We start from the raw sequence: 25,734 nt of genomic DNA, 5'->3' as shown, positions 1-25,734 counted from the left end.
AGGGCTGCCCCAATCGCGAAGCGCGGCCCAATGGCGGTGATCCATCTTTGCGCGCCATCAACGGAAGCCATGCGGAACCGCAAACCGAAGGAGACCATCGTATGGGAGGCCGTGCCGATCACCGGCGCAGGCGCCAACGGGAAGGCGCTGGCGAAGGTCGATGGCCTCGTGGTCTTCGTGAACGGCGCTGTGCCCGGCGATGTGGCGGACCTGCGCGTGACGCTGAAGAAGAAGAATTACGCGGAGGCCGTCGCGCAGCGTATCGTGGCGCCGTCGCCAGATCGGGTGAGCCCTTTCTGCGCGCACTTCGGCACCTGCGGAGGCTGCAAGTGGCAGGACCTCTCCTATCCGAAGCAACTGGAATACAAGCAGCAGCAGGTGGTCGATAACCTGGAGCGCATCGGCGGATTGCAAATGCCGGCGATCACGCCCATCATGCCATCCGCGCGGCTTACGCACTACCGGAACAAGCTCGAGTTCACCTTCAGCAACAACCGGTGGCTCACCAAGGAGGAAATCGGATCAACCGGCCAGCTCACCGATCGCAATGCGCTCGGCTTCCACATCCCGCAGCGCTTCGACCGCGTGCTCGACATCGGTGCATGCCACCTGCAGCCCGCGCCCAGCGATGCCATCCGTGGCTTCGTGCGCCAGCATGCGCGCGAGCATGGCCTCTCGCACTACGATGTACGCGCTCATCAGGGCTTCCTGCGCAACCTGCTCATACGCACCGCCACCACGGGCGAGTGCATGGTGCTGCTCTCCCTCGGGCACGAGGATCCGCAGCCGCGCGAACGGCTGCTCTCCGCGCTCACGGAGCGCTTCCCTCAGCTCGCATCCGTGCTCTACACCATCAATCCGAAACGGAACGACACCATCTACGACCTCGACATCCAGCGCTGGCACGGCCGCGATCACATCGTGGAGGAGCTGCCCGATGGCCCGGGCGGGAAGCCCCTGCGGTTCCGCATCGGCCCAAAGACCTTCTTCCAGACCAATCCGCAGCAGACCATCGCCATGTACAAGCTGGTGCGCGAGCTCGCCGGATTGACCGGCACGGAGAACGTCTATGACCTCTATTGCGGGGCTGGCAGCATCACCTTGTACCTGGCTGGCGCAGCACGCCAAATCACGGGGGCCGAACTGGTTCCGGAAAGCGTGGCGGATGCCCGCATGAACGCCGAGCTCAACGGCATCACCAATGTGAGCTTCACGGCCGGCGACATGAAGAAGACGCTGAACGCCGAGTTCATCCGGTTGCACGGCAAGCCCGATGTGGTGGTCACGGATCCACCGCGCGCCGGCATGGACGAGCCCGTGACGCGCCATTTGCTAGAGCTTGACCCGCAGCGCATCGTTTACGTGAGCTGCAACCCGGCCACGCAAGCGCGCGACCTGGCGATCCTCAACCACCACTACCGCATCGATTTCGTGCAGCCTGTGGACATGTTCCCGCACACCTACCACGTGGAGAACGTGGTGCGGCTGGTGAGGCGATGAGCCTTCGCAGCTGAATCCTGGTCCTTCATGAAACTCGACCACGACTTCTGGAACCAGCGCTACGCTGCAGGCGACACTGCCTGGGACCTCGGTGCGCCCTCGACCCCTTTGAAGGAATACCTGGACCAGCTCACCGACAGGTCGACCCGGGTCCTCATTCCCGGCGGCGGCCGCGCATGGGAAGCTGAATATGCGCATCGGCTCGGCTTCCGGAACGTGTTCATCATCGACCTCACCGAAGCGCCGCTGAACGACTTGCTCGCACGATGCCCCGGTTTCCCGCGTGAATGCTTCATCGTCGGGGACTTCTTCACGCATGCCGGCAAGTACGACCTGATCCTGGAGCAGACCTTCTTCTGCGCCATCGACCCGGCCCTGCGTGAGCGCTACGTGGCGCACATGCACTGCCTGCTCGCGCCGGGCGGGAAGCTGGCAGGCGTGCTCTTCAACGATGCGCTCAACGCGGACAAGCCCCCCTTCGGCGGGTTCCGCGACGATTACTTGCCGCTGTTCAGGCGCTGGTTCCCCGGCGTTAGCATGGAGGCCTGTCGCAACTCGATTGCTCCACGCGCCGGCCGGGAGCTCTGGCTGAAAGCGGTGAAGCCATCGCCGGTGGGATGCGCCTTGCTCGATCGCTTCGAGGAAGCCGCCGTACAGCGGAAACCTGTTCGCCTGCTGCTGAGCGATGGCCGATCCACGGAGGGCATCATCGCTGATCTCGTTGCGCGCGATGGCGCCGATAGGATCATCCTGTCAGATGGCCGTGAGCTGCGCGCTGACTCGGTGGTGAGGATGGACTGAGGCCCGTGACCGCATTCCGGATCCTTTGCCGACCTTCACCCGCACATCCACATGCCCGTGAAAAGCGCACCGACCGAAGTGCAGGAATATTTCGAGGCACTGCCCGCCGATCGCCGTGAGCAACTGGGTGCGCTCCGCAGCCACATCCGGCACCTTTGGCCCGATGCCGTGGAGGACTTCTCCCACCGCATGCCCACTTATCGGATACAAGGCAAGCCCGCCTTCGCGATCGCCAGCCAGAAGAACGGGGATGTGCTGCATGTGATCGCCGCTGATCTCCTGGCCCCCTTCAAGCATGAGATGATGCAGCACGATTGCGGACAGGCCTGCATCCGTTTCCGATCCCTGACGCCGGAGGCCACTGACCTGCTCGACCGCGTGATCAAGTACGTCGGCAGCCAGATCCACCTCAGCCGGCTATCCGTGCGGCCGACCGCGAAACGGAAGCTGCCCGCTGCCTGAAAGCATCCTGGATCACCGGGTCGGCGCGCGGCCAAGGCGCTCGGCAGGCCCCCAGCGCCGCGCCCCCTTTACCTTGGCCCCATGAGCAATCGCACACTGGTGCTCACCCATGAGCAGGTGCAACGCAAACTGAGGCGAATCGCCCATCAGTTGCACGAAGAGCATCATCCCGAGAAGAGCATCGTGCTGGTGGGCATCGCCCCGAGAGGCATAATCCTCTCGCAGCGTTTGGCAGCGTTGCTCAAGGAGATCACTGAACAGAACGTGGTGCTGGCGGAGCTCACGCTGGATAAGGAAAGACCCATCGAGCGCCCTGTGCGGCTCAGCATCGAGCCCAAGGAATTGAAGAACCGCGTGGTGGTGCTGGTGGATGATGTGCTCATGAGCGGCCGCACGCTCATTCACGCGGCAGGCTACCTGGTGCAGGCCGCGCCCAAGCGATTGACCACCGTGGTGCTCGTTGACCGGCGGCACCGGCTCTTCCCGATACGCGCCGATATCGTCGGGCTCACCTTGAGCACCACCTTGCAGGAGCACATCAGCGTGGAATTCGGCAAGCAGGACGGGGTTCACCTGCGCTGATCAGCAAGCGCGGCAACGATGCTCCCGGCCACCTCCTCGGGCGTCCTTCCCGCATCCACGCGCAAATGACCGCGCGCGTAGTCCGGTGCGCGCTCCTGCATCAGGCTGGCGACACGGGCACGAAGGGCATCGCCTTTCAGCCCGAAGAGCAAGGGCCGGTCGCCCCCGGCGCGCTCGATCCGCGGCATCAGCGCTGCCAAGGGCGCATCGAGCCAGACCACCGTACCGGCGCTGAGCATGCGTTGCATGTTCGCTGCAACAGTGGACGTTCCGCCGCCCATGGCGATCACGGCATCCTCACCAAGCAGCAGCCCTTCCAGAACCGATGATTCCAAGTCGCGGAAGGCCTGCTCCCCTTCGCGCTGCACGAATGGCAGCAGCGGGCCGATCCGTGATTCGATCGCGCGATCGAGATCGACGAAAGGCAGGCCGAGCCTCACGGCCAGCAATCGACCAACGGTGCTCTTGCCGCTGCACATCATGCCGATCAGCTGCACATGGCCGTTCATGCTCAAAGGCGCGGCGTGGGAGGTGGACCAGCCGTCGCGGCCACGAAAGAAAGAACTTCGCCGCCCATGAAGCTCATTGAAGCGAACGACCCGAAGACCCTGCGCGACTGGATGCGCCTGCCCTGGCATATCTACAAGCACGACCCGAACTGGATCCCGCACCTGAGGCAGGACATCGAAAAGGTCTTCGACCCGGAGCGCAACAAGGTCTTCCAGCCCGACAAGGACAATGGAGAGCGCGCCACCGCGAAGCGCTGGGTGCTTTATGATGACCAGAGCGGGGCCATCGGCCGCATCGCGGCTTTCATCAATCCGCGCACGGCCTATACCGAGAAGCAGCCCACAGGCGGCATCGGCTTCTTCGAGTGCATCAACGATGAGCCTGCTGCCAGCACGCTGCTCGACGCCTCCAGGGAATGGCTCCAGAGCCTCGGCATGCAGGCCATGGACGGCCCGATCAACCTCGGCGACCGCAACCAGTTCTGGGGCCTGCTCACCGAGAACTTCACCGATCCGCCGATCTACCTCACCAACTATAATCCGCAGTACTACAAGGACCTGTTCGAGGCATACGGCTTCCAGGAGTACTTCAAACAGCTCTTCTTCAAGCGCTCGGTGGAGGTCGGCGCGCAACCGATCTTCCACCGGAAGTACAACCAGCTGATGAATGACCCGGATTTCCGCATCCACGAGTGCACCGGGCGAAGCGTGCAGCAGATCGCCGAGGATTTCTGCACGGTGTACAACGACGCCTGGGTCGATCACGACAACCACAAGGCCATGGAACACGCAACCGCCCTGAAGATCGTGAAGGCCATGAAACCGGTGATGGACCCGAGGCTGCTCATGTTCATCCGGCACAAGGACCGTCCCGTGGCCATGTACATCAGCCTTCCAGAGCTGAACGAGATCTTCCGGCACGTGAACGGCAACCTCAATTGGCTGGGCAAGCTGAAGTTCCTCTGGCACAAATGGCGCGGCACGGTGAAGACCATGACGGGCATCGTATTCGGCGTGGCCAAGCCCTGGCAGGGCAAGGGTCTCGAAGGCGCGCTGATCGTGTTCGCCGAGAAGACCATCGTGGAGAAAAAGCTCTACCGGGACACGGTGCTCACCTGGATCGGCGACTTCAACCCGCGCATGATCAAGGTGTGCCAGAACCTCGATGCGGTGAATTACCGCACGCTGGCCACCTACCGCTACCTCTTCGACCGGAGCGCGCCGTTCGAGCGGCATCCGGTGATCGAGAAGAAGGATAAATGAGCCCGTTTGGAGCAGCGGCCGAGATCTCTACATTTGCCGCCCCTTGGCGCAGGGACCCTTCGGGGGAAGCGCGCCGGAGGACTCGGTAGCTCAGTTGGTAGAGCACAACACTTTTAATGTTGGGGTCCTGGGTTCGAGCCCCAGCCGAGTCACTGGATTTCGGGTGAATGAGCGGAGAGCAACGCTCATGAGCCTCATGTTCTTTCGAGACTGCCCAGGTGGCGAAATTGGTAGACGCACTACTTTGAGGTGGTAGCGCCCGAAAGGGTGTGCTGGTTCGAGTCCAGTCCTGGGCACTTGATGATCAAAGCCTCGCCGCGCAGCGGCGGGGCTTTTTCATGTTCCCACGGATCGCGCATGGCCGCCGCAATGAGCAGGCTGATTCAGGCAGTGCCAAGCGGATCAAGGGCAGTACGATGAAAGGGCTCGTCGTGAGCGGCCCGCGAGAGAGGGCCATGGCACCAAGAAGGTGTCGCCAGACATCACCGGGCAGCCGTGGTCGGAATGCACGTCCCATCTTTGGTCGGCCGAGCCCGTAGCTGCCATCGAGAATTCTGAAGTGCCACCTTGATCCTCAAAGCCCCGAATCGATGGCAGGACAGCTGAAGGACCTTCTGGTGCTCGAGGCGGCCACTGTGCTCGCAGGCCCTTCCGTGGGATTTTTCTTCGCGGAGCTGGGCGCTCGCGTGGTGAAGGTGGAGCCGCCTCACGGTGATGCCACACGCGCTTGGAAACTGCCGGTGGAGCCCGCCGGAAATCCCTTGAGCGCCTATTTCAGCAGCGTGAATTGGGGCAAGGAGCACATGCGCCTTGATCTGAAGGATGCCTCGGACCGCGATCGGTTCGATGCGCTTGTGCGCGTTGCGGATATCCTGATCACCAACCATATGGCCGACGACGCGGTGAAGCTCGGCCTCGATCGCGAGCGCTTGCTCGCCTTGAATCCGCGCCTGATACATGGCCACATCAAGGGCTTTGCAGAACAGCCGGACCGCCCCGCATACGATGTGGTGCTGCAGGCGGAGTGCGGTTACATCAGCATGACCGGCAGCGGACCTGGCCAGTTCGCGAAAATGCCCATCGCGCTCATCGATTTGCTGGCCGCGCATCAGCTCAAGGAGGGGCTCCTGATCGCGCTGCTGCGCCGTGAGCGCAGCGGAAAAGGGGCATTCGTGGATGTCTCCCTCGAAGAGGCCGCCTTGGCCGGGCTCATCAATCAGGCGAGCAATTTCATGATGGCTGGCGCCGTGGCCAGGCCCTTGGGCACCCTGCACCCCAATATCGCTCCGTACGGCGAAGTGCTCCGCTGCGCGGATGAAGGCCGCATCATCCTGGCCGTGGGCAGCGATGCGCAGTTCATGGCGCTCTGCGCCGTGATCGGCGCCCCAGCGCTGGCGACCGATGCGCGATTCAGCTCTAGTTCCTTGCGCGTGCAGAATCGCACGGCTCTCGCCGATCTGCTCGAGCCCGTCTTCGCCTCCCACATGCGTGACGCGCTGCTCGGCCGTTTGCTTTCGGCCGGCGTGCCCTGCGGGGCTGTTCGTTCCATCGACGAGGTGCTGGCCTCACCGGCCGCGCGGCGCATGACGCTGGCCAGTGCGATCGACGGCCAACCCACCCTGCGCCTGAGCGGCAACGCCTTCCGCGTCGAGGGCTGAATCAACCCTGCGGGTCGCGGGACTTCCTCAGCGCTTGCTTCAGCAAGGGCACCAGGCGCTTCGCCTCCTCTTCGGTCAGGCCTTTGCCGAAGGCGACCTTCTTCCCGAGATGCTCGAACCCGAGCCGTTCTCCTCCGATCATCCAGACGCTATCGCTCCACTGCCATTTCCATGAGCGGCGGTCGATGTTGAGCATCCCGACGCCCGTGATGTTCTCCGCGAAATAGGCGTGCGCCCTCCCGAACCCGAAGAGGCTGTCCTTGATGGTGAGCCTGCCATCCTTCACGCGCCAGATCTCATAGCCCTTGAATCGCCAGAGCGTGGCCCGGCCTGTTTGCAGCATGAAGTAGGCCCAGAAGGCGAGCAAGGCGAGCAGGTATTGGCGCAAGGGTTCGCCCACAGGCAACTTGCTCCGCTCATAGAGGATCAGGGCCCCGCAAACGAGCCATGCCGTTGCCCAGGCCAGCAGCATGAATCGCTTGCCAGCGCTGGGCCTGGCGCTGATCACCGCGCTCCATCGGCCATCGGCCTGCTCCACGCTCACGCGATCGCTGATGAACTCCATCACGCGCTCACTTGCGCCAGCACCTGGCCATAGAGGGCTTCATAACGCGGCAGCACTTCCTTCAGGTCGAAGCGCGCTGCACCGCGCAGCGCCCCTCCGCGGTATGCTGCGTGCGTGGCCGGATCGCTGAGGATGGCGGCCGCTGCATCGGCCATGGCGCGCGCATCGCCCACCGGGCAGAGCAAGCCGCTCTCCCCGTGCGAGACCACCTCGGGCAGGCCACCTGAATCGCTGCAGACCACGGGCACGCCGCAAGCCATCGCCTCAAGCGCCGCGAGACCGAAGCTCTCGGTCTCACTGGGCAGCACGAAGAGGTCGCAACTGGCCACCACCTCTTCCGGACGCGTCATCTTGCCGAGGAAGTGAATGCTATCGCAGCTCCCGTCCTGGCGGCATTGCGTCTCGATGCGCTGGCGCTCGGGCCCATCGCCGATCAACAGCAGCCTGGCAGGTACCCTTTGGCGGAGCAGTTTGAACATGGCCACCACATCGTCCACGCGCTTCACCGGCCGGAAGTTGGAGACGTGCACCAGCAGGCGCTCATCCTTGGGCGCATATCGGGCGCGCAGGGCGGCGTCGGGCTCGTGCCGGTACTGATCGAGGCACACGAAGTTGGGGATCACCTGCACCTCGCGCTTGAGCGGGAAGTGCGAGAAGGTATCGCGGCGTAGGCTCTCGCTCACCGCCGTGACCGCATTGCTGCGCTCCATGCTGAAGGTGATCACCGGCTCGAAGCTGGGGTCGCGACCCACGATGGTGATATCGGTGCCGTGCAGGGTGGTTATGAAGGGCACATGCATGCCTTGCGCATCAAGGATGCGCTGAGCCATCCAGGCTGCGCTGGCGTGCGGGATGGCGTAGTGCACATGCATGAGGTCGAGGCCCTCGTACTTGGCCACATCAACTAGCTTGCTGGTGAGCACCAGCTCGTAAGGCTGGTAATCGAAGAGCGGATAATCGCTTACGCGAACCTCGTGGTAGAACACGTTGGGGTGATCGCGCAGCCGCACGGGCCGATCATAGGTGATGAAGTGGATGACGTGGCCTTTCTCCGCCAGGGCCATGCCCAGCTCGGTGGCCACTACGCCGCTTCCGCCGAAAGTGGGATAACAGACAATGCCGATGCGCATGAGAATGCCGGGCGCGAAGATCGCACGCGCGCGTGGCTGGCCGATGCGATCTTCGCGGCCATCTTGGGCGCCGTGAGACGAATCTGGGAAGGGCCTCCCGCCCATGCGGTGCGCTGGCTCACCGCCATCGCGCTGCTGCCACGGCTGATTGCGGCGCTCTTCAGCCCCGGCTATATGGCGCACGACGATCATTTCCTGGTGATCGAGGCCGCGGCGAGCTGGGTGGCCGGCTTCGACTACAACGATTGGCTGCCCTGGAATCAAGGTGCCGATGCCTCACCTAGCGGGCACAGCTTCTTCTATGTGGGCCTGCACTACATCCTATTCAGCGCGCTGGATGCCATCGGCATCGGGGATCCGCGCTCCTGGATGCTCGTGGTGCGGCTGCTTCACGCTGCATGGAGCCTGATCGCGGTCCGGGCCGGCTACCGGATAGCGATGCGGCTGGCGGGTCCGGCCACAGCTTGGCAGGCCGGCCTCTTCCTCGCGCTGTTCTGCTTCATGCCCTTCCTCAGCGTGCGCAATCTGGTGGAAGTGGCGTGCATCCCTTTGCTGATGGTGGGGAGCCTGCGGCTGCTCGATGCCGACGCGGATCGGGCATGGCGACCGGCGCTCATCGCCGGACTATGGATCGGCGTGGCCATGAATGTGCGGTTCCAGACCATCTTCTTCGCGGCGGGCCCGGGCATCGCGTTCATGCTCATGCGCCGGTGGAATTCGATGCTCGCCTATGGGGCCGGCGTGCTGCTGCCGATCCTGCTGATCCAGGGCGCGATCGATTCGATCCTCTGGGGAAGGCCCTGGGCCGAGATCACGGAGTACGTGCGCTACAACCTGAGCAACACCACCACCTACGGCGTGCTGCCGTGGTACAATTACCTCCTGCTGCTCGCCGGCCTGCTGATCCCGCCGCTGAGCCTCGCCGTGATCTTCGGATTCTTCCGCCGAGCGAAGCCCTTGGTGCTCTCGCTGCCCGTGCTGCTCTTCATCGCCATCCACTCCTACTTCCCGAACAAGCAGGAACGCTTCCTGCTGCCGATCGTGCCGCTCTTCTTCGTGCTGGGCCATGCCTCATGGGAGCAATGGCGATCCGCATCGGCCTGGTGGAAACGCCGCGAAAGCCTGTGGCGCGGCGCCCTCGTGTTCGTCTGGGCGCTGAACCTGCTGCTGCTGCCCCTGATCAGCACCACCTACAGCAAACGCAGCCGGATCGAGGCCATGCTGATGCTGCGCGAGCATCGGCCGTTGGGCGGACTGATCGTGCAGGACAGCGACGAGGAGCCCGCCATGCCGCCGCGCTTCTACCTGGGCCAATGGGACATGGGCATCTTCCTCTTCGGCCCGAGCCGCGCGGAGCTCGACCTGCGCGAGCATTTGGCCAAGGACCATGTGGACGGCCGTGATCATCATGTGCTCTTCATCGGCGAGGACAAGCTCGAAGAACGCATCGCGCGTTTCGAGTCGAGCTACGGTCCGGTTGAAGTCCTTGGCCGTGCGGAGCCCGGCCTGATCGACCGCATCGTTCATTGGCTCAACCCGGTCAACCGGAATGAGGTGATCGTGATCGCGCGCATCAGTGACCGCACCGCGCATTAATTCGCGGCCATGCTCGAACTCAGCCACCTCGACCCCGCCGTGCTCCTGACCGGGCATGGCCTCGTCGCCCTGCTCACCCTCACGGCACTGGAGATCGTGCTGGGCATCGACAACATCATCTTCATCTCCATCATCAGCAACAGCCTTTCCGGCAAGCAGGATCAGCGCAAGGCCAGGCAACTGGGCCTGGCCTTGGCCATGGTCACCCGCATCGTGTTGCTGCTCTCCTTGAGCTGGGTGATGGGCCTGGACAAGCCCTTCTTCACGGTGCTGGATCATGCATTCAGCGGAAGGGATATTGTGCTGCTGCTCGGCGGCCTCTTCCTGATCTACAAGGCCACCGCGGAGATCCATGAGAAGGTCACCGGCGCAGGGCACCTAGAAGGCGCCGTGAAGAAGGCGAAGGGCCTCGCCTCCGTGATCGGCCAGATCATCCTCATCGACATGGTCTTCTCCATCGATTCAGTGATCACGGCTGTGGGCATGAGCAACGAGATCATCATCATGGTGCTGGCCGTGATCATCGCTGTGGTGGTGATGATGCTCGCCGCCGGTGCGATCAGTTCCTTCGTGGAGAAGCACGCAACCGTGAAGGTGCTGGCGCTGGCCTTCCTGGTGATGATCGGTGTGGCGCTGCTCATTGAAGGCATGGGCGAGCACATCAACAAGAATTACATCTACTTCGCCATGGCCTTCAGCGTAGCGGTGGAGATGCTGAACCTGCGCATGGCGCGCACGGGACTGATCAAGCGCTGACCACCGGCATCAAGGGAGCTGGGCGGCGCGCAGTGCCGTGGGCACCGTGCCGCCGATGTTCACCAGGATGGCATCGCGGTCGTTGCCCGTACCGGTGTAGCGCACCACGCCATCGAGGTTCACATCTTCCGGGAAATAGCCGTTGGCCGTGGCCGTGGGCACCGTGCCCCCAATACGGATGAGGATCGGATCACGGTCGTTGCCGGTACCTGTGTACTTGAGCACGCCATCGTGCAGCGCATCACCGGCATACATCACGTTGCGGCCTCCGACAGGCTTGGTGGCCTCGGCTCCGCCGAAGAGGCTGATGGAGCCATTGCTCATGTCGATCGTTGCTGCGGCGGAGGTCAAGGCTACGGCCGAAGCGGTCATCACGCCCAGGTGGTTCCGGTGGCGGATCGCCACGAAATAGCTGCCCGACGGCACGTTCAACGCTACCGCCGAGCTCCCATCGGTCGCCGAGACGATATCGCCATCGGCCTGCAGCAATGCGCTGCGCGTAGCCAGCACCTGCGCATTGTTCAGCGCGGAACGGAGTTCCACCACCACCCAATCGACCACGGCATTGTTGCCGGTCACATTCAGCACGGTGCTGGTGGTGGTCTCTCCACCTCCGCCGCCTACATGGCTGTATCCGGCTGAAGTGTAGGGCTCCGTGAGCGGCACCAGGCCATTGGCGCGCAGGGTGGCGTTCATCTGGGAGGTCCCGGTGTCGTACGGGCCTTCGAGGTAGACCCGCGGGCGTACCTGCACGGTCGGCGCCACCGCATAAGCTCCATCCATCACGGTCAGGTTGTTGGCAGGGTTCAGCCAATCACGCATGCGCTCAGCGGGCGAAGGGCCATCCCACATGGGACCGAACTTGGCGCAATCAGTGGGCACGGAGGTGGCGGTGGAGCACACTTGCGCACCATCGTACATGTGGCCAATGAAACGGCGGTTCTGGTCGAAGAGCGGTGAACCGCTGGAGATGGCCTGAACGAGCCCTTGGTCCCAATAGCCGCGCCAGGCCTGCACGCCGATGGCGTCGGTGTAGCTGGTGCTGGGGTCGTTGTTGAAGGCGATCTTCTTCACATCATACATGGGATGCTGGATCACCACGGTGGACTGGGGCGTGGCCCCGCTGCGGTCCCAGCCCGCGTAGTACACATTGTAGCTGGACGGCGGATCCGAGCTGAGCTCCACGAGCATCATATCCCGGTAATAATCAGCCGCGCGCACGGTGCATCCGGTCAAGGTCTGGTCGCTGGGCCCCACGCTGCCCACACAGGCCGGCGATTCGTAATTGAAGTAGAAGACCCAGCTCGGCGTTGTCGGCTGATAGCAGTGGAGGGCCAGCTGGAAGTAGGGCTTGCGCGGCGATTGCGTGTTGTTCATCAGGTTGCCGGAGCAGCCGCCGCCATCGGCGCGCAGGAAGAGCGCCACCGAGCGTTTCTCATCCTGCCAGTTGGCGGCCTCGGGGCAGATCACGTTGATCTGGCACGGCGAGCTCTGGAAGCCAGGATTGATGTCACGATCCTCATCAGCGCCGGACTCTGCGGTGAAACCGAACAGGTCCACCGTGCCGTGGGTGATGCTTGCCACGTGCAATTGCGACGGCCGGTGATGGCGGCTGCGCGCACGGTACTCGATCACCACCTCATCACCGGGCAGCACCGCCGTGGACATGCTTCCATCGGATTGGCGGTTGCTGGCATCAAAGCCGCCGATGAAGCGCGTCCTGGCTGCATCATAGAGGAAGACCAGGTCACCTTCGTTGAGCTCCCATCCCTCGAATTGCACGCTGAGCATGACGGCGCCGGGCGAGCGCAGCGCCAGCCGGCAGACGAGGCCACCGCCAGGGAGCACATCCCAACGGCCCAGGGAATCGAGCACATTGATCCGCTTGAAGCGCTGCACCCCATAGCGGAATTCGCCCTCAACCGGGGCGGCCTCCTCAGGTTCCAACGCACCGAAGTCAACGGTGGCCAGCATTCCGCGGTCAAGGTTCGGGTACAGCCATTCGGCCGGCTGCCCGCCATGGCTCACCTGGGCGTAGGCCGCAACCGCCATGCCCAAGGCGGTCGTCAGCATTGCTGCTCGCATGAAGATCGGAACTTGAGGCGAATCTAGCGCTGATTCAGCGCGCCACGATCACGAACTCGGTGCGGCGGTTGCGCGCGCGGCCTTCAGGGGTATCATTGGTGGCCACCGGCTTGGTAGGCCCGAGTCCCTTGAAGCTCAAGCGCGCCGCTGCGATGCCCTTCTCCTGCAAATAGCCCATCACCGTGAATGCGCGGTCGTTGCTCAAGGCCATGTTGTCGGCGAGCTGGCCCACGTTGTCCGTATGGCCTTCGATGCGGATCCTGATGCTGGGGTTCTCCTTGAGGAAGGTGATCAGCTCATCGAGGATGAACTCGCTGCTCTTGGTGATCTCCGCGCTGTTGGTGGCGAAGTTGATGTCATTCACCCGGTAGCTCCGGTTCACTGCGATCCGCTGCACGCTCATATCAACCTGGGCGACGCCTTTGCGCGCAGTGTCCTCGATGGCGAAGCTGCGCGAATCGAAGACATGCCCTTCCTTCTTCACCGTGACCACCACATCGCTGCCGGCCTTAAGGCGAAGCACCGTGGCGTACCGGCCATCGACGCTGTCGGCTTTGATCACCTCGGTCTTGCGGCTATCCATGTACTTGACCTCCACGGTGGCTCCGCGAACGGCCTGCCCCTTCTCGTCCTTCACCTCGCCTTTCACGATGAGCACTTCGTCCGGGCGCACATCGCTGGGCAGCGGGAAGCTCATGATATCGAGCCCGCCCACGCCTTTGTACCGTGCGCTGGCGAAGAAGGCGGTGCGGCCATCGGCGCTCACGATGAGGCCGTGCTCATCCTGATCGGTATTGACCGGATGACCGATGTTGCGCGGCCTGGTCCATGTGCCATCGTCGTTGAGCTTGCTGAAGAAGATGTCGTAGCCACCGATGCCTTTGTGGCCTTGGCCGTTGGCCGCAGGCTTGGCGGCGAAGTACAACGTGCGGCTGTCGGCGTGCATGAATGGGGCCTTCTCATCGCCTTCGGTATTGATGCCGGGCACGGGCTGCGCAGGCGACCATTTCCCCTTGCCTTCGCGGGTTGAGCAGTAGATGTCGATGCCCATGCTGCCCTCGCGCGCCGTGGCGAAATACAAGGTGCGCCCATCGCCGCTGAGGCTGGGCTGGCTCTCCCAACTGCCAGGGCCGTTCACGGCATCGCCGATCTCGTCCAGCCCTTCCCACTCCCACTCCTGCCCGCCGGCGTCCAGATTGAACTTGCTGTTGAAGTGCGAGCGATGGATGTCGCAATTGCTGTAGCCCCGGCTATCCTTCGGCCCGCACACCGTGACGAACATCTCCTTGTTGTTGAGGCTGATGGTGACACCGCCGTAGCTGTCGCCGCTGTTGAAGGGATCCGGCAGCACGCGGCCGGTGTTGAATTCATCGGTGATCGACTTGCGGCGCGCCTCCATGAGCTCCTCGACCTCACGCGCCATGATATCGCCCTTGGCCTTCACCTGCCGCTTGCGCGTGAAGAAGAGCATCTCATTATCGGGCGAGAGCATGGGCAGGTACTCGTCGTTGGGCGTGCTCACGTTGGGCACGGGCACCGGATCGAGCCTGCCGGCGTTGCGGTAGAAGTCGGCGTAGAACTGCAGCTCAGGCATCAGCGCCTCCACCTCCGCATATTGCTTGTCGAAGTCCTTGCTCACGCGCGATGGATCATCCGTTGGGAACTTGCGGAAGGCCTCCAGGTCTCGCGCGGCACCGGCATGATCGCCTTCGGCGTAGCGCATCATGCCGAGCGTATAGGCCACCTCGCTATGGTAGTTGGGGCATAGGGCCTGCACGGCCTCGAGGTAGGCGATCGCCGGAGCGTATCCCCTTCCGGCCTCACGCGCGATCCGCGAGGCGGAGAGGCCCAGCCGGTACTTGCACTCAACGCACTCCGCATCGATCTCCAAGGTGCTCTTGAGCTTGGCGTGCCGCTCCTTCGGGTCCTTGGCCTTGGCGGCGTCGTCGAGCAGCTTCAGGATCTTCTTGTCGGTGGGCATGGCGCAGGGATCCTCTTCCTGGGCCATGGCGGCACCCATGCAAAAGGCCATCGCCAACGTGCAACCAGCAGCCCTCAACGTCGGCAAGCTCCAACCTTCAATCCTCATTTCACTGTCGTATCCGTGGCCTCCGCCTTCCTCACCAGTTCATCGCCCTGCTTCCGTGCTGCCTCCACGATCGCGTCGGCGCGCTTATCAGCTTCCGCGATGGCGCGCTGCTCAACCTTGTCGGCCTCCTGCTTGGCCTTGTCGGCCACGAGCCTAGCGGCAGCCTTGGCGAGCGGATTGGACACCTTGGCCAGCTCATCGTCGGCGGCTTTGTAGGCCTGTGCCTTGGCTGCCGCTGCTTCGCGCCGCGCATCGGCCTTGAGCTTATCGGCCTCGGCCTGCGCCTTGGCGATGAGCTTGTCACGCTCCTCCTTCGCGCGGGCGATCGCCTCTTCCTTGGCCTTGTTGATCTGGGTGTTGATCTCCTCCTTCACCTCAGTGACCACGGCATCCTTTACGCTGGTGGTTCCACCCGCGAAGACCGGCTTCACGATGGGCTTGGTCACCGTGCCCGTGAACTTGATCGTGGCATCGAGTTCCTTCGGCACCTGCAGGTTCGACCCGATGGCCGCATTGGCCTTGCCGAGCAGCCCGCCCACCGCGGTCGCCGCATTCGACCCGAAGATGTCCGTGGGGACCCTCGCCTTCATGTCGTAGTCGATGTCCTGCTGCGCGAAGCCCGTGCTCCCCTTCACTTCGCTCTGGATGCGATCGATCTTCACCTTGAATGGCTTCACCTCCATGCGGCCGTCCCTGAATTCGTAGCTGAAGCTGACATCCTGGAGCTTCGTGTTCTCGATCTCCTTCACCTTGAGCGCCTTCGCGAGGTCAACCAAGGGCTGGAATCCATCCACCTGCACATTGCGCGTCACCAGGGTGCCGTCGCCGGTGAGCGAATTGAGGTCGGCTTCCATGCGCTCGTTCAATCGGCCCTTCATGTCGAGCCTGGTGCTGAAGCTGCCCTTGCAGGTCTTGGCGATCGGGGCCACTTTCTGAACGAGGTCCACATAGGCCACGGTCTGCTGGATGTCGAGGTCCTTGATATCGTACCGGAAATCGATGCTGGGCTTCTGCACATCGCGCGCCTCATAGCCGCCGGACATGACCACTGACCCATTGAACAGGTTGAAGAATACATCCTTCAGGTCCACGCGCTGGTCGTGCACATGCATGCCGCCGCGGACATTGGTGAGCTTCATCTGGTCGTAGATCACCTCACCGGCCTTGAGCCCCATCCGGAAGTCGATGTTGCCGGGCACTTCGATCACGCTCATCGGCGTGCTGTCGGCCGGTGCGCTTTCGGCTTCGGGCGAATCACTCGGACCCATGAGTTCATTCAGGTCGAATTTGTCCGCCACGAGGTCGAAGCTGCCCATGAGGGTGCTGTCGCGCAGCCACCATTGGATGTAATTGTCCATGCGGCCGTTCGCCTGCAGGTTGCTGCTTCCCAGGCTTCCGGTGAAGCTGGTGAGCGCCAGGAAGCGCGGGCTGAAATCGAACTGCAGCGCCTTGATGCCGACGGCGTACGGCAGTGAGTCCGAGGCGTAGTTCATGCCCGCGAGCGTCACGCGCCCATCGGCCTGGAACTCCTCGTATCGCTGCGCCTCCACATCGCTCATGGCGCCTTTCATGCGCACATCGGCTGCGAGCTTGCCCTGCAGCTCGTCGCCTTCCATGGGCACCACTTTCTTCACGCTGGCGAGATCGAGGTCGGCCTTCAGCTCCGCATCCACATTCGGGTCGCTGATGGGATGCGTGAGGTGCATGCGCGCTTCCACCGGATTGCCGGCCATCTTCATCGCGAACCGCTTCAGGTCCACCACCATGCCGTCGAGGTCCTTTCCGCCGGGGCTGTTCACCTTCAGGTCAATGTAGATGTCCTCCACGGCCGCCGGAAGGTCCGGGTACTTGAAGCGCCCTTGATCAACGTCCATCGCCACGCCAAAGCCCGGCATGCTCTCGTCGCTCATGCTGCCCTTCACATGCCCGCTGAACCCGGCCTTTCCGCTCATCTGCACGCCGCTCAGATCCGTGGCGAACTCTGCGGGAACCAAAGAGAGCAGGGTGCCGAAGTCGGTCTTCTTGGCGTTCCAGGTGATGTCCATGTCGATGGGGTCGCCGGGCATGGCCAGCCAGCCATCGAAGCCCAGCACGAGTTGATTGATGGTGGCCTCGTTCTCGCGGAAGGTGAACTTCATGTTGGGCATGTCCATGTCGAGGTCAGCCGTGATATCCGCCTTCACATGGCGCAGGTACTTCACGCCGTCGAACGAGACGTTAGCCGTATCGGCGTGCAGCACGGTCTTGAGGGTGTACAGGCTTTCGGTCATGTCACCGCTGCCAGTGAGGTCGAGGCCGAAGAGGTCCATCGAGAAAGTGAGGGATGCGTCGTCGTAGATCAATCGACCGTCCGTGATCGAGAATTCCGAGAGCCCAAGGTGGAATGCGCTCGCGGTGTCCGCCGGCTCCACTTCAGCTGCCTGCGCTGTGTCCGGCTTGGCGATGTCCCAGTTCGCGCGGCCGTCCTCGAGCACCTTCACATGGATGTTCGGCTTCACCAGCTGGATGCGCTTCACTTCGATCTTGTCACCGAAGAGGCTCTTGACGTCCACCGTGGCGATAAGGCCAGCGATGCGGGCCAATTCCACGCCTTCGAATGGTGCGGCGTTCAGCACGCTCACATCGGCTATTTCCACCGTGAGGTTCGGGAAGCTCCTGAGGATGGTGATGTCCCATGCGCCCCAATTCACCGTGGCATTGAGGCTCTTGTTCACCTCCGCCTTTACGGCTGCTTCAATCTTATCCTTGAACAGGATGGGGATGAGCACCGCCGCTGCGAGCAGCAGGATGAATATTGTCCCGAGCGTGAGGAGTATGCGCTTGACCCACTTTTTCATGGTTCCTGGATTTAGCCGTCTTAGGAGTGCGCGAAGATCGCGCGCGGCCTACCCGATCCCGTGCCGGGGCCGAAGCCTTGTCAACGCGAACCTGTCGGTCAGGCCGTCGGTGCGCCGAACAGCGGCCCGCGAGAACCCTATTCCCTGCACCGCGCAGCGCTATACCAAAAGCTACACTTGCACCAGCCACCATGACAGCGAAGAAGAGTCCTCCGGTCTTCCAGTTCACGGCCCCGCTGGAGCGCATGACGGGCCGGTTCGCGTGGAGCTACGTGGAGTTCCCGCACGATGTGAAGGAGCTTTTCGGCAAGCGCGGCGAGGTACGTGTAAACTGCCTGGTCAATGGTGTGGCCGCGGACCGCGCCCTGATGCCCACGAAGAGCGGCTACCACATCATTGTGCTCGGCGGAGACCTGCGCCGGCAAGCCGGGATCAAACGGCCTGGCGAACCGGTGAAAATGGAATTGTGGCTGGACCCCGAGCCTGACCGCATCAGCATCCCGGCTGAACTGGCGGAAACACTCGATTTCATCCCGGAGATGAAGGCGGCTTGGGACAAGCTCACGCCCGGCATGAAGCGCAGCATGTGCTACTGGGTGGGCAGCGCCAAGACCGAGCCCACACGTGCCAAGCGGATCGCTGAGCTGCTGCGGCGATTCGAGACCGGCCATTTCCAGGTGGGCAAAGGGCCGGAGCCTTCGAAACCGAAGGGGAGGAAATAAAGAAGCCCCCCGACGGATCGGGAGGCTTCTGATAAATAGCGTGCTTGATTACTCGGCGGCAGGGGCATCGCCTTCTGCAGCGGCCTCGGCGGGCGCGTCAGCAGCCGTTTCGGCGGGAGCTTCCTCGGCAGCAGGAGCGGCAACCTCAGCAGCGGCGGAAGCAGCCAGCTTGGCGCTGAGCTTCGCGGCCATCTCCTCGGCCTTCTTCAGTTCTGCGGCCACGCGGTCCTTGGCGGCCTTGTCGGCGCCATCGGCGAGCTTGGTGCGCTTGCTCTCGATCTTGGCGTTCTTCTCATTCATCCACGCATCGAAACGGCGGTCGGCCTCTTCTTGCGTGAACGCGCCCTTCTTCACCCCGCCATTGAGATGGTTGCGGTAAACGATTCCCGTATAGCTCAGGATCGCACGGCAGGTATCGCTGGGTTGCGCGCCCTTCTCCAGCCAGTCAAGCGCCTTATCGCGATTGATCTCGATGAATGCGGGATTCTGGTTGGGATCATAGGCACCGATCCGTTCGATGTACTTCCCGTCGCGCGGAGCGCGGGAATCGGCCACCACCAAATGGTAGTAGGGCCGGCCTTTCTTGCCTTTTCTCTGAAGGCGGATGCGAGTTGGCATGTCGCGGTTTGTGTTTAGGTCCCCGGAATTGGGGGCGCAAATATGGGCTTTTCCGGGCGAAGAGCACATCAAGGCTCCGGCCTTGTGCCAAGGAGGTCCCCCGAAGCACGCGCCGGCACGACCTTTAGCCCGATGCGCATCACCCCAGCCTTGCTATTCCTATTGGCGTCCAGCGCCTTGGCACAAGCTCCGACCGAGCCGAACCTCATTCCGAAACCCGTGGAATTGCGGATGGAGCCCGGCACGCTGGATTTGGGCTGCCCGTGGCAGGTTGAGGTGAGCGAATCTACCTCCAAGGGATTATTCGATCTGCTTCAAGCGGAACTGGCTCCGCTGCAGCTACCGAAGACCAAGGATTGCGTTCTGCCGCTCCGGATCCAATTCAATCGCATCCAACCGGATACCATTCTGCCGGATGAATGGCACAGCATACACGTCGCACCGGATGGAATCTCGGTCATAGCAACGTCGGAGGAAGGCCTCTTCCGGGCAAGCCGGACGCTGATCCAATTGCTGGAGCAGGGCCGCGGAACCGGCAACCTCCCTTGCCTCATCATCACCGATTGGCCGCGCTTCCCATGGCGGGGCATGCACCTCGATGCCTGCCGCCACTTCTGGAGCGTGGAATTCACCAAGAAGTACATCGACCTGCTGGCACGCTACAAGATGAATCGTTTCCACTGGCACCTCACGGAGGACCAAGGCTGGCGGATCGAGATCAAGAAGTACCCGAAGCTCACCGAAGTGGGCGCTTGGCGCAGCGGATCCCAGGTGGGACCGTACAGTCGGCGCGAATACGACAGCATTCCCTACGGTGGCTTCTACACGCAGGAGCAGATCCGCGATGTGGTGGCCTACGCGGCAGCGCGGCACATCACCGTGGTGCCGGAGATCGAGATGCCGGGGCATGCCTTGGCCGCGCTGGCGAGTTACCCGCAACTGGGCTGCACGGGCGGACCTTACGAAGTGCAGAAGGGCTGGGGCGTCTTCGACGATATGTTCTGCGCGGGCAACGACAGCGTGTTCACCGTGCTGGAAGATGTGCTCACCGAAGTGATGGACCTCTTCCCCAGCGAGCTGATCCATATCGGTGGTGATGAATGCCCGAAAGAGCGTTGGAAGACCTGCGCAAAATGCCAGTCGCGGATGAGAACGCACGGCTTGAAGGACGAGCACGAACTGCAGAGCTACTTCATCCAGCGCATCGAGAAGTTCGTGAACAGCAAGGGCCGGAAGATCATCGGCTGGGATGAGATCCTGGAAGGCGGGCTGGCGCCGAACGCGGCCGTGATGAGTTGGCGCGGAACGGAAGGCGGTGTGGCAGCAGCGAAGCAGAAGCACAATGTGGTCATGAGCCCCGGCAGCCATTGCTATTTCGATCACTACCAAGGCAACCCCGCGAACGAACCGTTGGCCATCGGCGGCTACACCACCTTGCAGAAGGTGTACAGCTACGAGCCCATCCCCACAGAACTGAAGCCCGATGAGCACAAATACATCCTCGGCGCGCAGGGCAACGTGTGGACGGAGTACATCCTCACACCCGAGCATGTGGAGTACATGGCCGTGCCGCGCATTCTCGCATTGGCGGAAGTGCTGTGGACGCCGAAGGCGAAGCGGGATGAGGCGGATTTCATCCAGCGATTGGAGAAGGAGTTCCTGAGGCTCGATGCTTTAGGAGTCCGTTTCTCCAATAGCGTGTATTATGTGTCGGTCAGGGCGAAGAATTCGAGTCGATCCGGGGCAATCCAAATTGAACTAAGCAGTCCACTGGCTGATTCCATTCAGTACATGCTCCTTCCCTACCCCTCCGACGCCCTCTCTGGAATGGTCCATCCGGATGCGTTGCCCCTGAACAAGAAGCTCAGATATTCCCAACCCTTCGAGTTTAGTTCGAGCAGAGTACTTCTCACATCGGTCTTCAGAGGTGGCCAAGCTGTTGGAGACGTCACCAAACGGACATACACGTTCAACCTCGCCACCGCCCGCCCCATCATCTTGAGCGTCCCGCCCAACGAGCGCTACAACGAAGGCGGCGCTTTCACCTTGGTGGATGGCATCACCGCGCAGGAGAAGCGTGTGAGCACCGAATGGCTGGGCTGGCGCGAAGGCGTCACCATAACGGTGGATCTGGGCAGCTTGCAGGACATCAGCCGCATCGCCATCGGAGCGCTCAACGAGACGCATAGCTGGATCCATCTGCCCAAGGCGGGGGAGTTCCTTGTGAGCAGCGATGGGAAGACGTACACCGCATTCGGTTCCGCTGAGGTGAGCGCAGGCATGGGCCGCAACAGCTTGGGCATCGAGAAGAGCGGCAAGGCGCGCTACGTGCGCTTCGTGGTGAAGCACGCTGGCAATATCCCCGAGGGCTTCCCTGGAGCAGGCAACCCGGCATGGATGTTCCTGGATGAGATTGAGGTGCGATAGAACAATCTTTGCGCAACGAGAACGCCATGAGAAACCTCCTCTCCTTCGCACTCCTGCTCTGTGGCCTTTCCGCCTTGGCCCAGAACACCATCTACAGCCTAGCCATCGGCAATTGGCGCAGCGGCAGCCCGGTCTGCATCACTCCGGTGATCGAGACCAGCGAAGCCATGAGCAAAATGAAGCTCGCAGCGCAGTTCCGTGAGCAGTACGCTGAGTTGAAGGACATCGCCGATGACAACCTCGACGTGCTGCTCTTCGGCACCAAGGACGAAGCCGATGAGAAACGGGCCTCGTTGCAACGCTCCTACACCCACCGCAAGCTGGATGTAGTGCTGCTCGATGCTCCCGTTCGGTCAGAATAGCTCAGCGCGCGATCACCACGGGCAAACGAAACTCGCTGCCAAGGCAAGCGATGCGCGCCACGTAGCGCCCAGCAGCCAAATCGCACACGTCCACCTGCCCATCAATGATCTCTTGGGAGCCGAGGACGATTCGCCCGGACGCATCATGCAGTTCCACGCGCATGGTTCCGTGTGGGCCGATAAAGCTGATGCGATCGCTCGCAGGAATGGGATAGGCCCGTATCCGGTCGCCCGATGGTGAAGCGATCCTCGTTGACATGACATCAATGCTCCAGAGCGCCGCCGGGAAGCCGTTCGCCAGTTCGTTGCTCAGGATCCAATCATCGGGCGTGAGCCAAGCGATGCCCTCGGTCTGGTGGTCAAAGAGGTCCACTTCGCGTCGAATGCCGGGCTGTCCGAAGAAATCGTGGCCCTGCACCGCATTGAAGTGGATAATGAAAGGCTGGCCTGGATCATCCTCATGCCCGAGCAGCACAAGACGACCAGCGCCATCCCATGAAGCGGCCGTGATCAGCCCATCGGTGTCGTGATCGCCGTGAACGCTGGCCACATGCGTTCCGGGCGCAGCTGGCAGCGCATAGAGCCGCGTGTTCTCGTCAATCCATCGCTTGGTGAATAGGAATAGGCTGTCATCATCGGCGATGAAGGCCTCGCAATCGAAGTTGGTATTGTTGAAGGCTGGGGTGAAGTCGGTCTGATCGCCAAAGCTGAACCGGATCGTATCCACTTGCGCAGCGGTCACACCTTCATCCTCCAGCGCCGATCGAGGGATGCGATAGATCCTCAGATCCGTGCGCGAGCCCGAGTTATTGCCGAAGTCACCGACATAGACCCAATTGCCATCAGCCGTGATGTCCTCGTAATCGATATTGCTCGCGCCGATGAGCTGCACGGTGCGCGTGACGGTGCCGTTCAAAGGATCAACCTGCAGCACCGCTGGCGGATTGCCGCTATCAAGCACCGTCCACACCGCGCCATCGATCACCACCAAGCCGCTGGTCTCATTCAGCTGCACGGGCAGCACGGAGAGCAGTTCTGGCGTGATGAGCTGCGCCTCCGCGAGGGAAGGCAGCAACAGTGCGAAGAGCAGGCACCTCATTGCGCGAATGTCGGCCATGGATCAGTGTCCAGTTCCAAAGGCCATCAAATACCTGCAAACAACCTGCGGTGACCGGTGCTCGCTCGCCCTTGGTGCCGGACACGCATCCCAGCTATCTTCCGCACCGCATGGGCCATTTGCTCGACTTCGACCCGGAGAATCGCCTGCTTCCTTCGCGCGGCCGGCTTCTCGTGAGCGAGCCATACCTCCCGGACCCCTACTTCCGGCGCACGGTGGTGCTGCTCTGCGACCACAATGAGGAGGGCTCCTTCGGCTTCGTGCTGAACCGTCGCATGGACATCACCATCAACGACCTCATGGAGAATTTCCCGCCCGTGAATGCACACGTGGGCATCGGTGGGCCCGTGCAGAGCGGGGAGCTCTACTACTTGCACACGCTGGGCAAGGCCATTGAGGGCAGCGCCGAAGTGGTGGACGGGGTGCACATGGGCGGCGACTATGAGCAATTGCGCTCCTTGCTGGCCACGGACCCCAAGCTCAGCAAGCATGTACGCTTCTTCGTGGGCTATAGCGGCTGGGGGCCCGATCAGCTCAAGAAAGAGCTCGGCGACCGCTCCTGGCTGATCGCCCCGGCCGATCGCCGTCGCGTGATGGACCGGCGCGTGGAAGCGCTCTGGGGCAACACCCTGCGCGGCATGGGCCGTGCCTTCGCGCCGCTGGCCAATTTCCCGGAGGATCCTTCGCTCAATTAGCCGTGGCTTGCACCAGCAGGTCCGTGAGGGCACCCGCCATCTTGTGCGTGTAGCGCTTGGTTCGGTATCCGCCTACCCAGCGGATGCCCTGGATCGCGTTGGTGAAGAACAGCTCGTCGGCCGCCAGCAGGTTCTGCGGGTTCAGGGAGCACTCATACACCTTGATGCCATTGGCGATGGCGAGGTTGATCACCTGCGCGCGCATCACACCGCCCAAGCAGCCGTCTGTGAGCGATGGCGTGTATAGCACGCCATTGCTCACGATGAAGAGGTTGCCCGCGCTGCTCTCGATGATGTTGCCGCGATCGTTCTGCAGCAGGCAATCATCGAGGCCGCGCGCCCGGCTCCATAGCGCAGCCATGATGTAGTACTGGCAATTGAGCGTCTTGTGCCGCGAGAGCTCGTTCACCGGCTTGCGCATCTCGGGCCAGATGTCAACCAGCAGTCCGTTCGGGTTGAGCACGTGATGCGGCTCTTCGATCGGCTTGAGTTCGATGGTGTAGGCGCCTTGGTCGGTTTGCGGGCGGTAATACCCGCTGCCGCTGCGGTATAGCGTGAAGCGCATGCGCCCGCTTGCGATGCCCGATTTCTGGATGATGGCCTGCACCGCCTCACCGAAGCGCTGCCGGTCGAGGCCTTGCGGCAAGGTGATCCTCAGGAGGTCAGCGCCGGTGCTCATGCGCGCCCAATGCGCATCGAGGAAACAAGGCATGCCCCCCACCACGCGGATGCTCTCGAAGAGGCCATCACCGAAGTGGAATGCGCGATTGTCCAGCCGGAGCACGGGTTCATCGGCCGGGTGCAGGTCGCCGTTATGGTCCACCCATTCGGTCATGCGGGGCGAAGTTCGCGCTTCACGGTCATGCTCAGATCGCCATTGGCAGGCACCAGCACGCCCCGTACGCCTGCAGATCCGGCTGCCTGGACATCGCGCTCGCGGTCTCCGATCATTACCGAACGCGCCGGATCGATGCCAAGGCGGGCCATCGCCCGCTCCAGAAGCAGGCCCCCGGGCTTGCGACAAAGGCACTTGCCCTTCGAGGGGTGGTGCGGGCAGTAAAGGACCAAGTCGATTCGCGCGCTTGAAGCGGCCAATCCGGATTCCAGTCGCTCATGTAGGGCAGTCACATCGGCGTGCCCATACAATCCCAGCCCGATCCCGCTCTGGTTCGTGATTACCACCACGGCATAACCAGCATTTGCAGCGGAGCGCACGGCCTCGGCCACGCCAGGCAGCAGTTCGAAATCGGCCATGCGCCAGGTATGCTCCCCGCGCTCGCGGTTGATCACGCCATCGCGGTCCAGGAAGAGTCCGGGGCGCAAGCTCATTCGCCGAGGATCTGCGTGATGAACTCGGCCACGATGCCCGGGTCGAGAACGATCATGAACACCAGGCCGAACACGGCGCCGTAGAAGTGGGCATCGTGCGCCACGTTGTCCTGGCCGCGCTTGTCCATGTACCAGCTGTAAGCCAAGTAGAGACCACCGAAGACCCAAGCCGGTATGGGCGCCGGAATGAACAGGAAGCGGATGGCGTTGGTGGGCGTCATCAAGATGTACGCGAACAGCACTGCTGAGACAGCACCGCTAGCCCCCACAGCGCGGTAGTTCGGATCATGGATGTGGCGCCTGTATGCGGGAAGCGAAGAGAATAGGATCCCACCAAGGTAGAGCGTGGCGAAGGCGAGCGCCGGCGCGGCCGGGGCGTAGAACCAGAGCGCTTGCTCCACATGCTGCCCGAAGCCAAAGAGCACGAACATGTTCACCAACAGGTGCGGCCAATTCGCGTGGATGAAGGCGTGCGTGATGAAGCGGTGCCATTGCCCGCGAGCCTTGATCACGAAGGGTTCGAAGAGCAGGTCGCTGAAGAGCTTCTGGTTCCCGAAGGCAAGCAAGGACAATACGATACTGGCACCTAACAGCAGTAGGGTGATGGGGGCGCCGGTCTCGTCGAGCATGG

At 62.5% G+C, this 25,734-nt stretch carries 23 protein-coding genes and 2 tRNA genes; 14 read left to right on the top strand and 11 right to left on the bottom strand.

What is annotated here, in order from left to right; translation table 11 throughout:
* Positions 1-69: 69 nt before the first annotated feature.
* The 4 genes from rlmD to IPM12_11525 all read left to right on the top strand — a co-directional run bounded on the left by rlmD (position 70) and on the right by IPM12_11525 (position 3,345).
* Complete coding sequence (gene rlmD / locus IPM12_11540; GenBank protein MBK9148431.1) at positions 70-1,500, top strand: 23S rRNA (uracil(1939)-C(5))-methyltransferase RlmD; 1,431 nt, start codon at positions 70-72, stop codon at positions 1,498-1,500.
* Positions 1,501-1,527: 27 nt separating this feature from the next.
* Complete coding sequence (locus IPM12_11535; protein MBK9148430.1) at positions 1,528-2,301, top strand: SAM-dependent methyltransferase; 774 nt, start codon at positions 1,528-1,530, stop codon at positions 2,299-2,301.
* Positions 2,302-2,358: 57 nt separating this feature from the next.
* Complete coding sequence (locus IPM12_11530; protein ID MBK9148429.1) at positions 2,359-2,763, top strand: DUF1801 domain-containing protein; 405 nt, start codon at positions 2,359-2,361, stop codon at positions 2,761-2,763.
* Positions 2,764-2,844: 81 nt separating this feature from the next.
* Positions 2,845-3,345, top strand: a complete 501-nt coding sequence (locus IPM12_11525; protein MBK9148428.1) for a phosphoribosyltransferase — start codon at positions 2,845-2,847, stop codon at positions 3,343-3,345.
* Here IPM12_11525 and IPM12_11520 read toward each other — a convergent pair.
* Entirely contained in the window at positions 3,333-3,854 is a 522-nt protein-coding gene (locus IPM12_11520; protein ID MBK9148427.1) for a shikimate kinase, read from the bottom strand. The two genes, IPM12_11525 and IPM12_11520, sit on opposite strands and share 13 nt — an antisense overlap.
* A gap of 66 nt (positions 3,855-3,920) precedes the next feature.
* Between IPM12_11520 and IPM12_11515 the strand changes: the two genes are divergently transcribed.
* From IPM12_11515 to IPM12_11500, 4 genes are all read left to right on the top strand, one after another.
* Entirely contained in the window at positions 3,921-5,117 is a 1,197-nt protein-coding gene (locus IPM12_11515; protein MBK9148426.1) for a hypothetical protein, read from the top strand.
* Positions 5,118-5,196: 79 nt separating this feature from the next.
* Positions 5,197-5,269 (top strand) — tRNA-Lys (locus IPM12_11510).
* A 60-nt stretch (positions 5,270-5,329) separates the two neighbouring features.
* A tRNA-Leu gene (locus IPM12_11505) sits at positions 5,330-5,413 on the top strand.
* A gap of 294 nt (positions 5,414-5,707) precedes the next feature.
* Complete coding sequence (locus IPM12_11500) at positions 5,708-6,775, top strand: CoA transferase (GenBank protein MBK9148425.1); 1,068 nt, start codon at positions 5,708-5,710, stop codon at positions 6,773-6,775.
* 1 nt (position 6,776) lies between these two features.
* On the opposite strand, the gene IPM12_11495 is transcribed toward IPM12_11500, so the two are convergent.
* Together IPM12_11495 and bshA are read right to left on the bottom strand one after the other, a co-directional pair.
* Positions 6,777-7,340: a hypothetical protein gene (locus tag IPM12_11495; GenBank protein MBK9148424.1), complete on the bottom strand. Its 564-nt coding sequence runs from the start codon at positions 7,338-7,340 to the stop codon at positions 6,777-6,779.
* Positions 7,340-8,470 (bottom strand): N-acetyl-alpha-D-glucosaminyl L-malate synthase BshA, encoded by a 1,131-nt coding sequence (gene bshA / locus IPM12_11490; protein MBK9148423.1) that lies wholly within the window; start codon positions 8,468-8,470, stop codon positions 7,340-7,342. Before bshA ends, IPM12_11495 begins: the two co-directional genes overlap by 1 nt.
* A 72-nt stretch (positions 8,471-8,542) precedes the next feature.
* Here bshA and IPM12_11485 point away from each other — a divergent pair, with 72 nt between their 5' ends.
* A complete protein-coding gene (locus IPM12_11485) occupies positions 8,543-10,066 on the top strand; it encodes a glycosyltransferase family 39 protein (GenBank protein ID MBK9148422.1) in 1,524 nt (507 codons plus the stop codon).
* A 9-nt stretch (positions 10,067-10,075) separates the two neighbouring features.
* Positions 10,076-10,822 carry a TerC family protein gene (locus tag IPM12_11480; protein ID MBK9148421.1) on the top strand — a complete coding sequence of 249 codons (747 nt, stop codon included), beginning with the start codon at positions 10,076-10,078 and terminating at the stop codon, positions 10,820-10,822.
* A 9-nt stretch (positions 10,823-10,831) separates the two neighbouring features.
* Here the strand turns inward: IPM12_11480 and IPM12_11475 are convergent, their stop codons facing one another.
* Genes IPM12_11475 through IPM12_11465 form a run of 3 tightly spaced genes read right to left on the bottom strand, consistent with a single transcriptional unit; the run spans position 10,832 to position 17,833 of the window.
* Positions 10,832-12,895, bottom strand: coding sequence for a hypothetical protein (locus IPM12_11475; protein ID MBK9148420.1), 2,064 nt, complete (start codon positions 12,893-12,895; stop codon positions 10,832-10,834).
* A gap of 46 nt (positions 12,896-12,941) precedes the next feature.
* The gene (locus IPM12_11470; GenBank protein ID MBK9148419.1) at positions 12,942-14,939 is read right to left on the bottom strand and encodes an OmpA family protein; all 1,998 of its coding nucleotides are present in this window, start codon (positions 14,937-14,939) and stop codon (positions 12,942-12,944) included.
* Between the two features lie 53 nt (positions 14,940-14,992).
* The gene (locus IPM12_11465; protein MBK9148418.1) at positions 14,993-17,833 is read right to left on the bottom strand and encodes an AsmA family protein; all 2,841 of its coding nucleotides are present in this window, start codon (positions 17,831-17,833) and stop codon (positions 14,993-14,995) included.
* 191 nt (positions 17,834-18,024) lie between these two features.
* Between IPM12_11465 and IPM12_11460 the strand changes: the two genes are divergently transcribed.
* Positions 18,025-18,555 carry a DUF1905 domain-containing protein gene (locus IPM12_11460; protein MBK9148417.1) on the top strand — a complete coding sequence of 177 codons (531 nt, stop codon included), beginning with the start codon at positions 18,025-18,027 and terminating at the stop codon, positions 18,553-18,555.
* Between the two features lie 48 nt (positions 18,556-18,603).
* Here IPM12_11460 and IPM12_11455 read toward each other — a convergent pair whose 3' ends face one another.
* Complete coding sequence (locus IPM12_11455) at positions 18,604-19,173, bottom strand: 30S ribosomal protein S16 (protein MBK9148416.1); 570 nt, start codon at positions 19,171-19,173, stop codon at positions 18,604-18,606.
* 132 nt (positions 19,174-19,305) lie between these two features.
* On the opposite strand from IPM12_11455, the gene IPM12_11450 reads away from it, so the two are divergent.
* Complete coding sequence (locus IPM12_11450; GenBank protein ID MBK9148415.1) at positions 19,306-21,600, top strand: family 20 glycosylhydrolase; 2,295 nt, start codon at positions 19,306-19,308, stop codon at positions 21,598-21,600.
* 26 nt (positions 21,601-21,626) lie between these two features.
* Positions 21,627-21,962 carry a hypothetical protein gene (locus IPM12_11445; GenBank protein MBK9148414.1) on the top strand — a complete coding sequence of 112 codons (336 nt, stop codon included), beginning with the start codon at positions 21,627-21,629 and terminating at the stop codon, positions 21,960-21,962.
* A gap of 1 nt (position 21,963) precedes the next feature.
* Here the strand turns inward: IPM12_11445 and IPM12_11440 are convergent, their stop codons facing one another.
* Positions 21,964-23,061 carry a T9SS type A sorting domain-containing protein gene (locus tag IPM12_11440; protein MBK9148413.1) on the bottom strand — a complete coding sequence of 366 codons (1,098 nt, stop codon included), beginning with the start codon at positions 23,059-23,061 and terminating at the stop codon, positions 21,964-21,966.
* A gap of 128 nt (positions 23,062-23,189) precedes the next feature.
* Here IPM12_11440 and IPM12_11435 point away from each other — a divergent pair, with 128 nt between their 5' ends.
* Complete coding sequence (locus tag IPM12_11435) at positions 23,190-23,774, top strand: YqgE/AlgH family protein (GenBank protein ID MBK9148412.1); 585 nt, start codon at positions 23,190-23,192, stop codon at positions 23,772-23,774.
* On the opposite strand, the gene IPM12_11430 is transcribed toward IPM12_11435, so the two are convergent.
* Genes IPM12_11430 through IPM12_11420 form a run of 3 tightly spaced genes read right to left on the bottom strand, consistent with a single transcriptional unit; the run spans position 23,767 to position 25,732 of the window.
* A complete protein-coding gene (locus tag IPM12_11430) occupies positions 23,767-24,609 on the bottom strand; it encodes an aminotransferase class IV (GenBank protein MBK9148411.1) in 843 nt (280 codons plus the stop codon). The genes IPM12_11435 and IPM12_11430 overlap by 8 nt on opposite strands.
* A complete protein-coding gene (locus IPM12_11425) occupies positions 24,606-25,103 on the bottom strand; it encodes an HAD family hydrolase (GenBank protein ID MBK9148410.1) in 498 nt (165 codons plus the stop codon). The genes IPM12_11430 and IPM12_11425 overlap by 4 nt, the downstream gene beginning before the upstream one ends.
* Positions 25,100-25,732 carry a rhomboid family intramembrane serine protease gene (locus IPM12_11420; GenBank protein ID MBK9148409.1) on the bottom strand — a complete coding sequence of 211 codons (633 nt, stop codon included), beginning with the start codon at positions 25,730-25,732 and terminating at the stop codon, positions 25,100-25,102. The genes IPM12_11425 and IPM12_11420 overlap by 4 nt, the downstream gene beginning before the upstream one ends.
* Between the last annotated feature and the right edge of the window lie 2 nt (positions 25,733-25,734).

It is taken from the genome of Flavobacteriales bacterium (assembly GCA_016716605.1).
Lineage (GTDB): Bacteria > Bacteroidota > Bacteroidia > Flavobacteriales_F > PHOS-HE28 > PHOS-HE28.
This window is presented reverse-complemented; position numbering and strand designations above follow the sequence as displayed.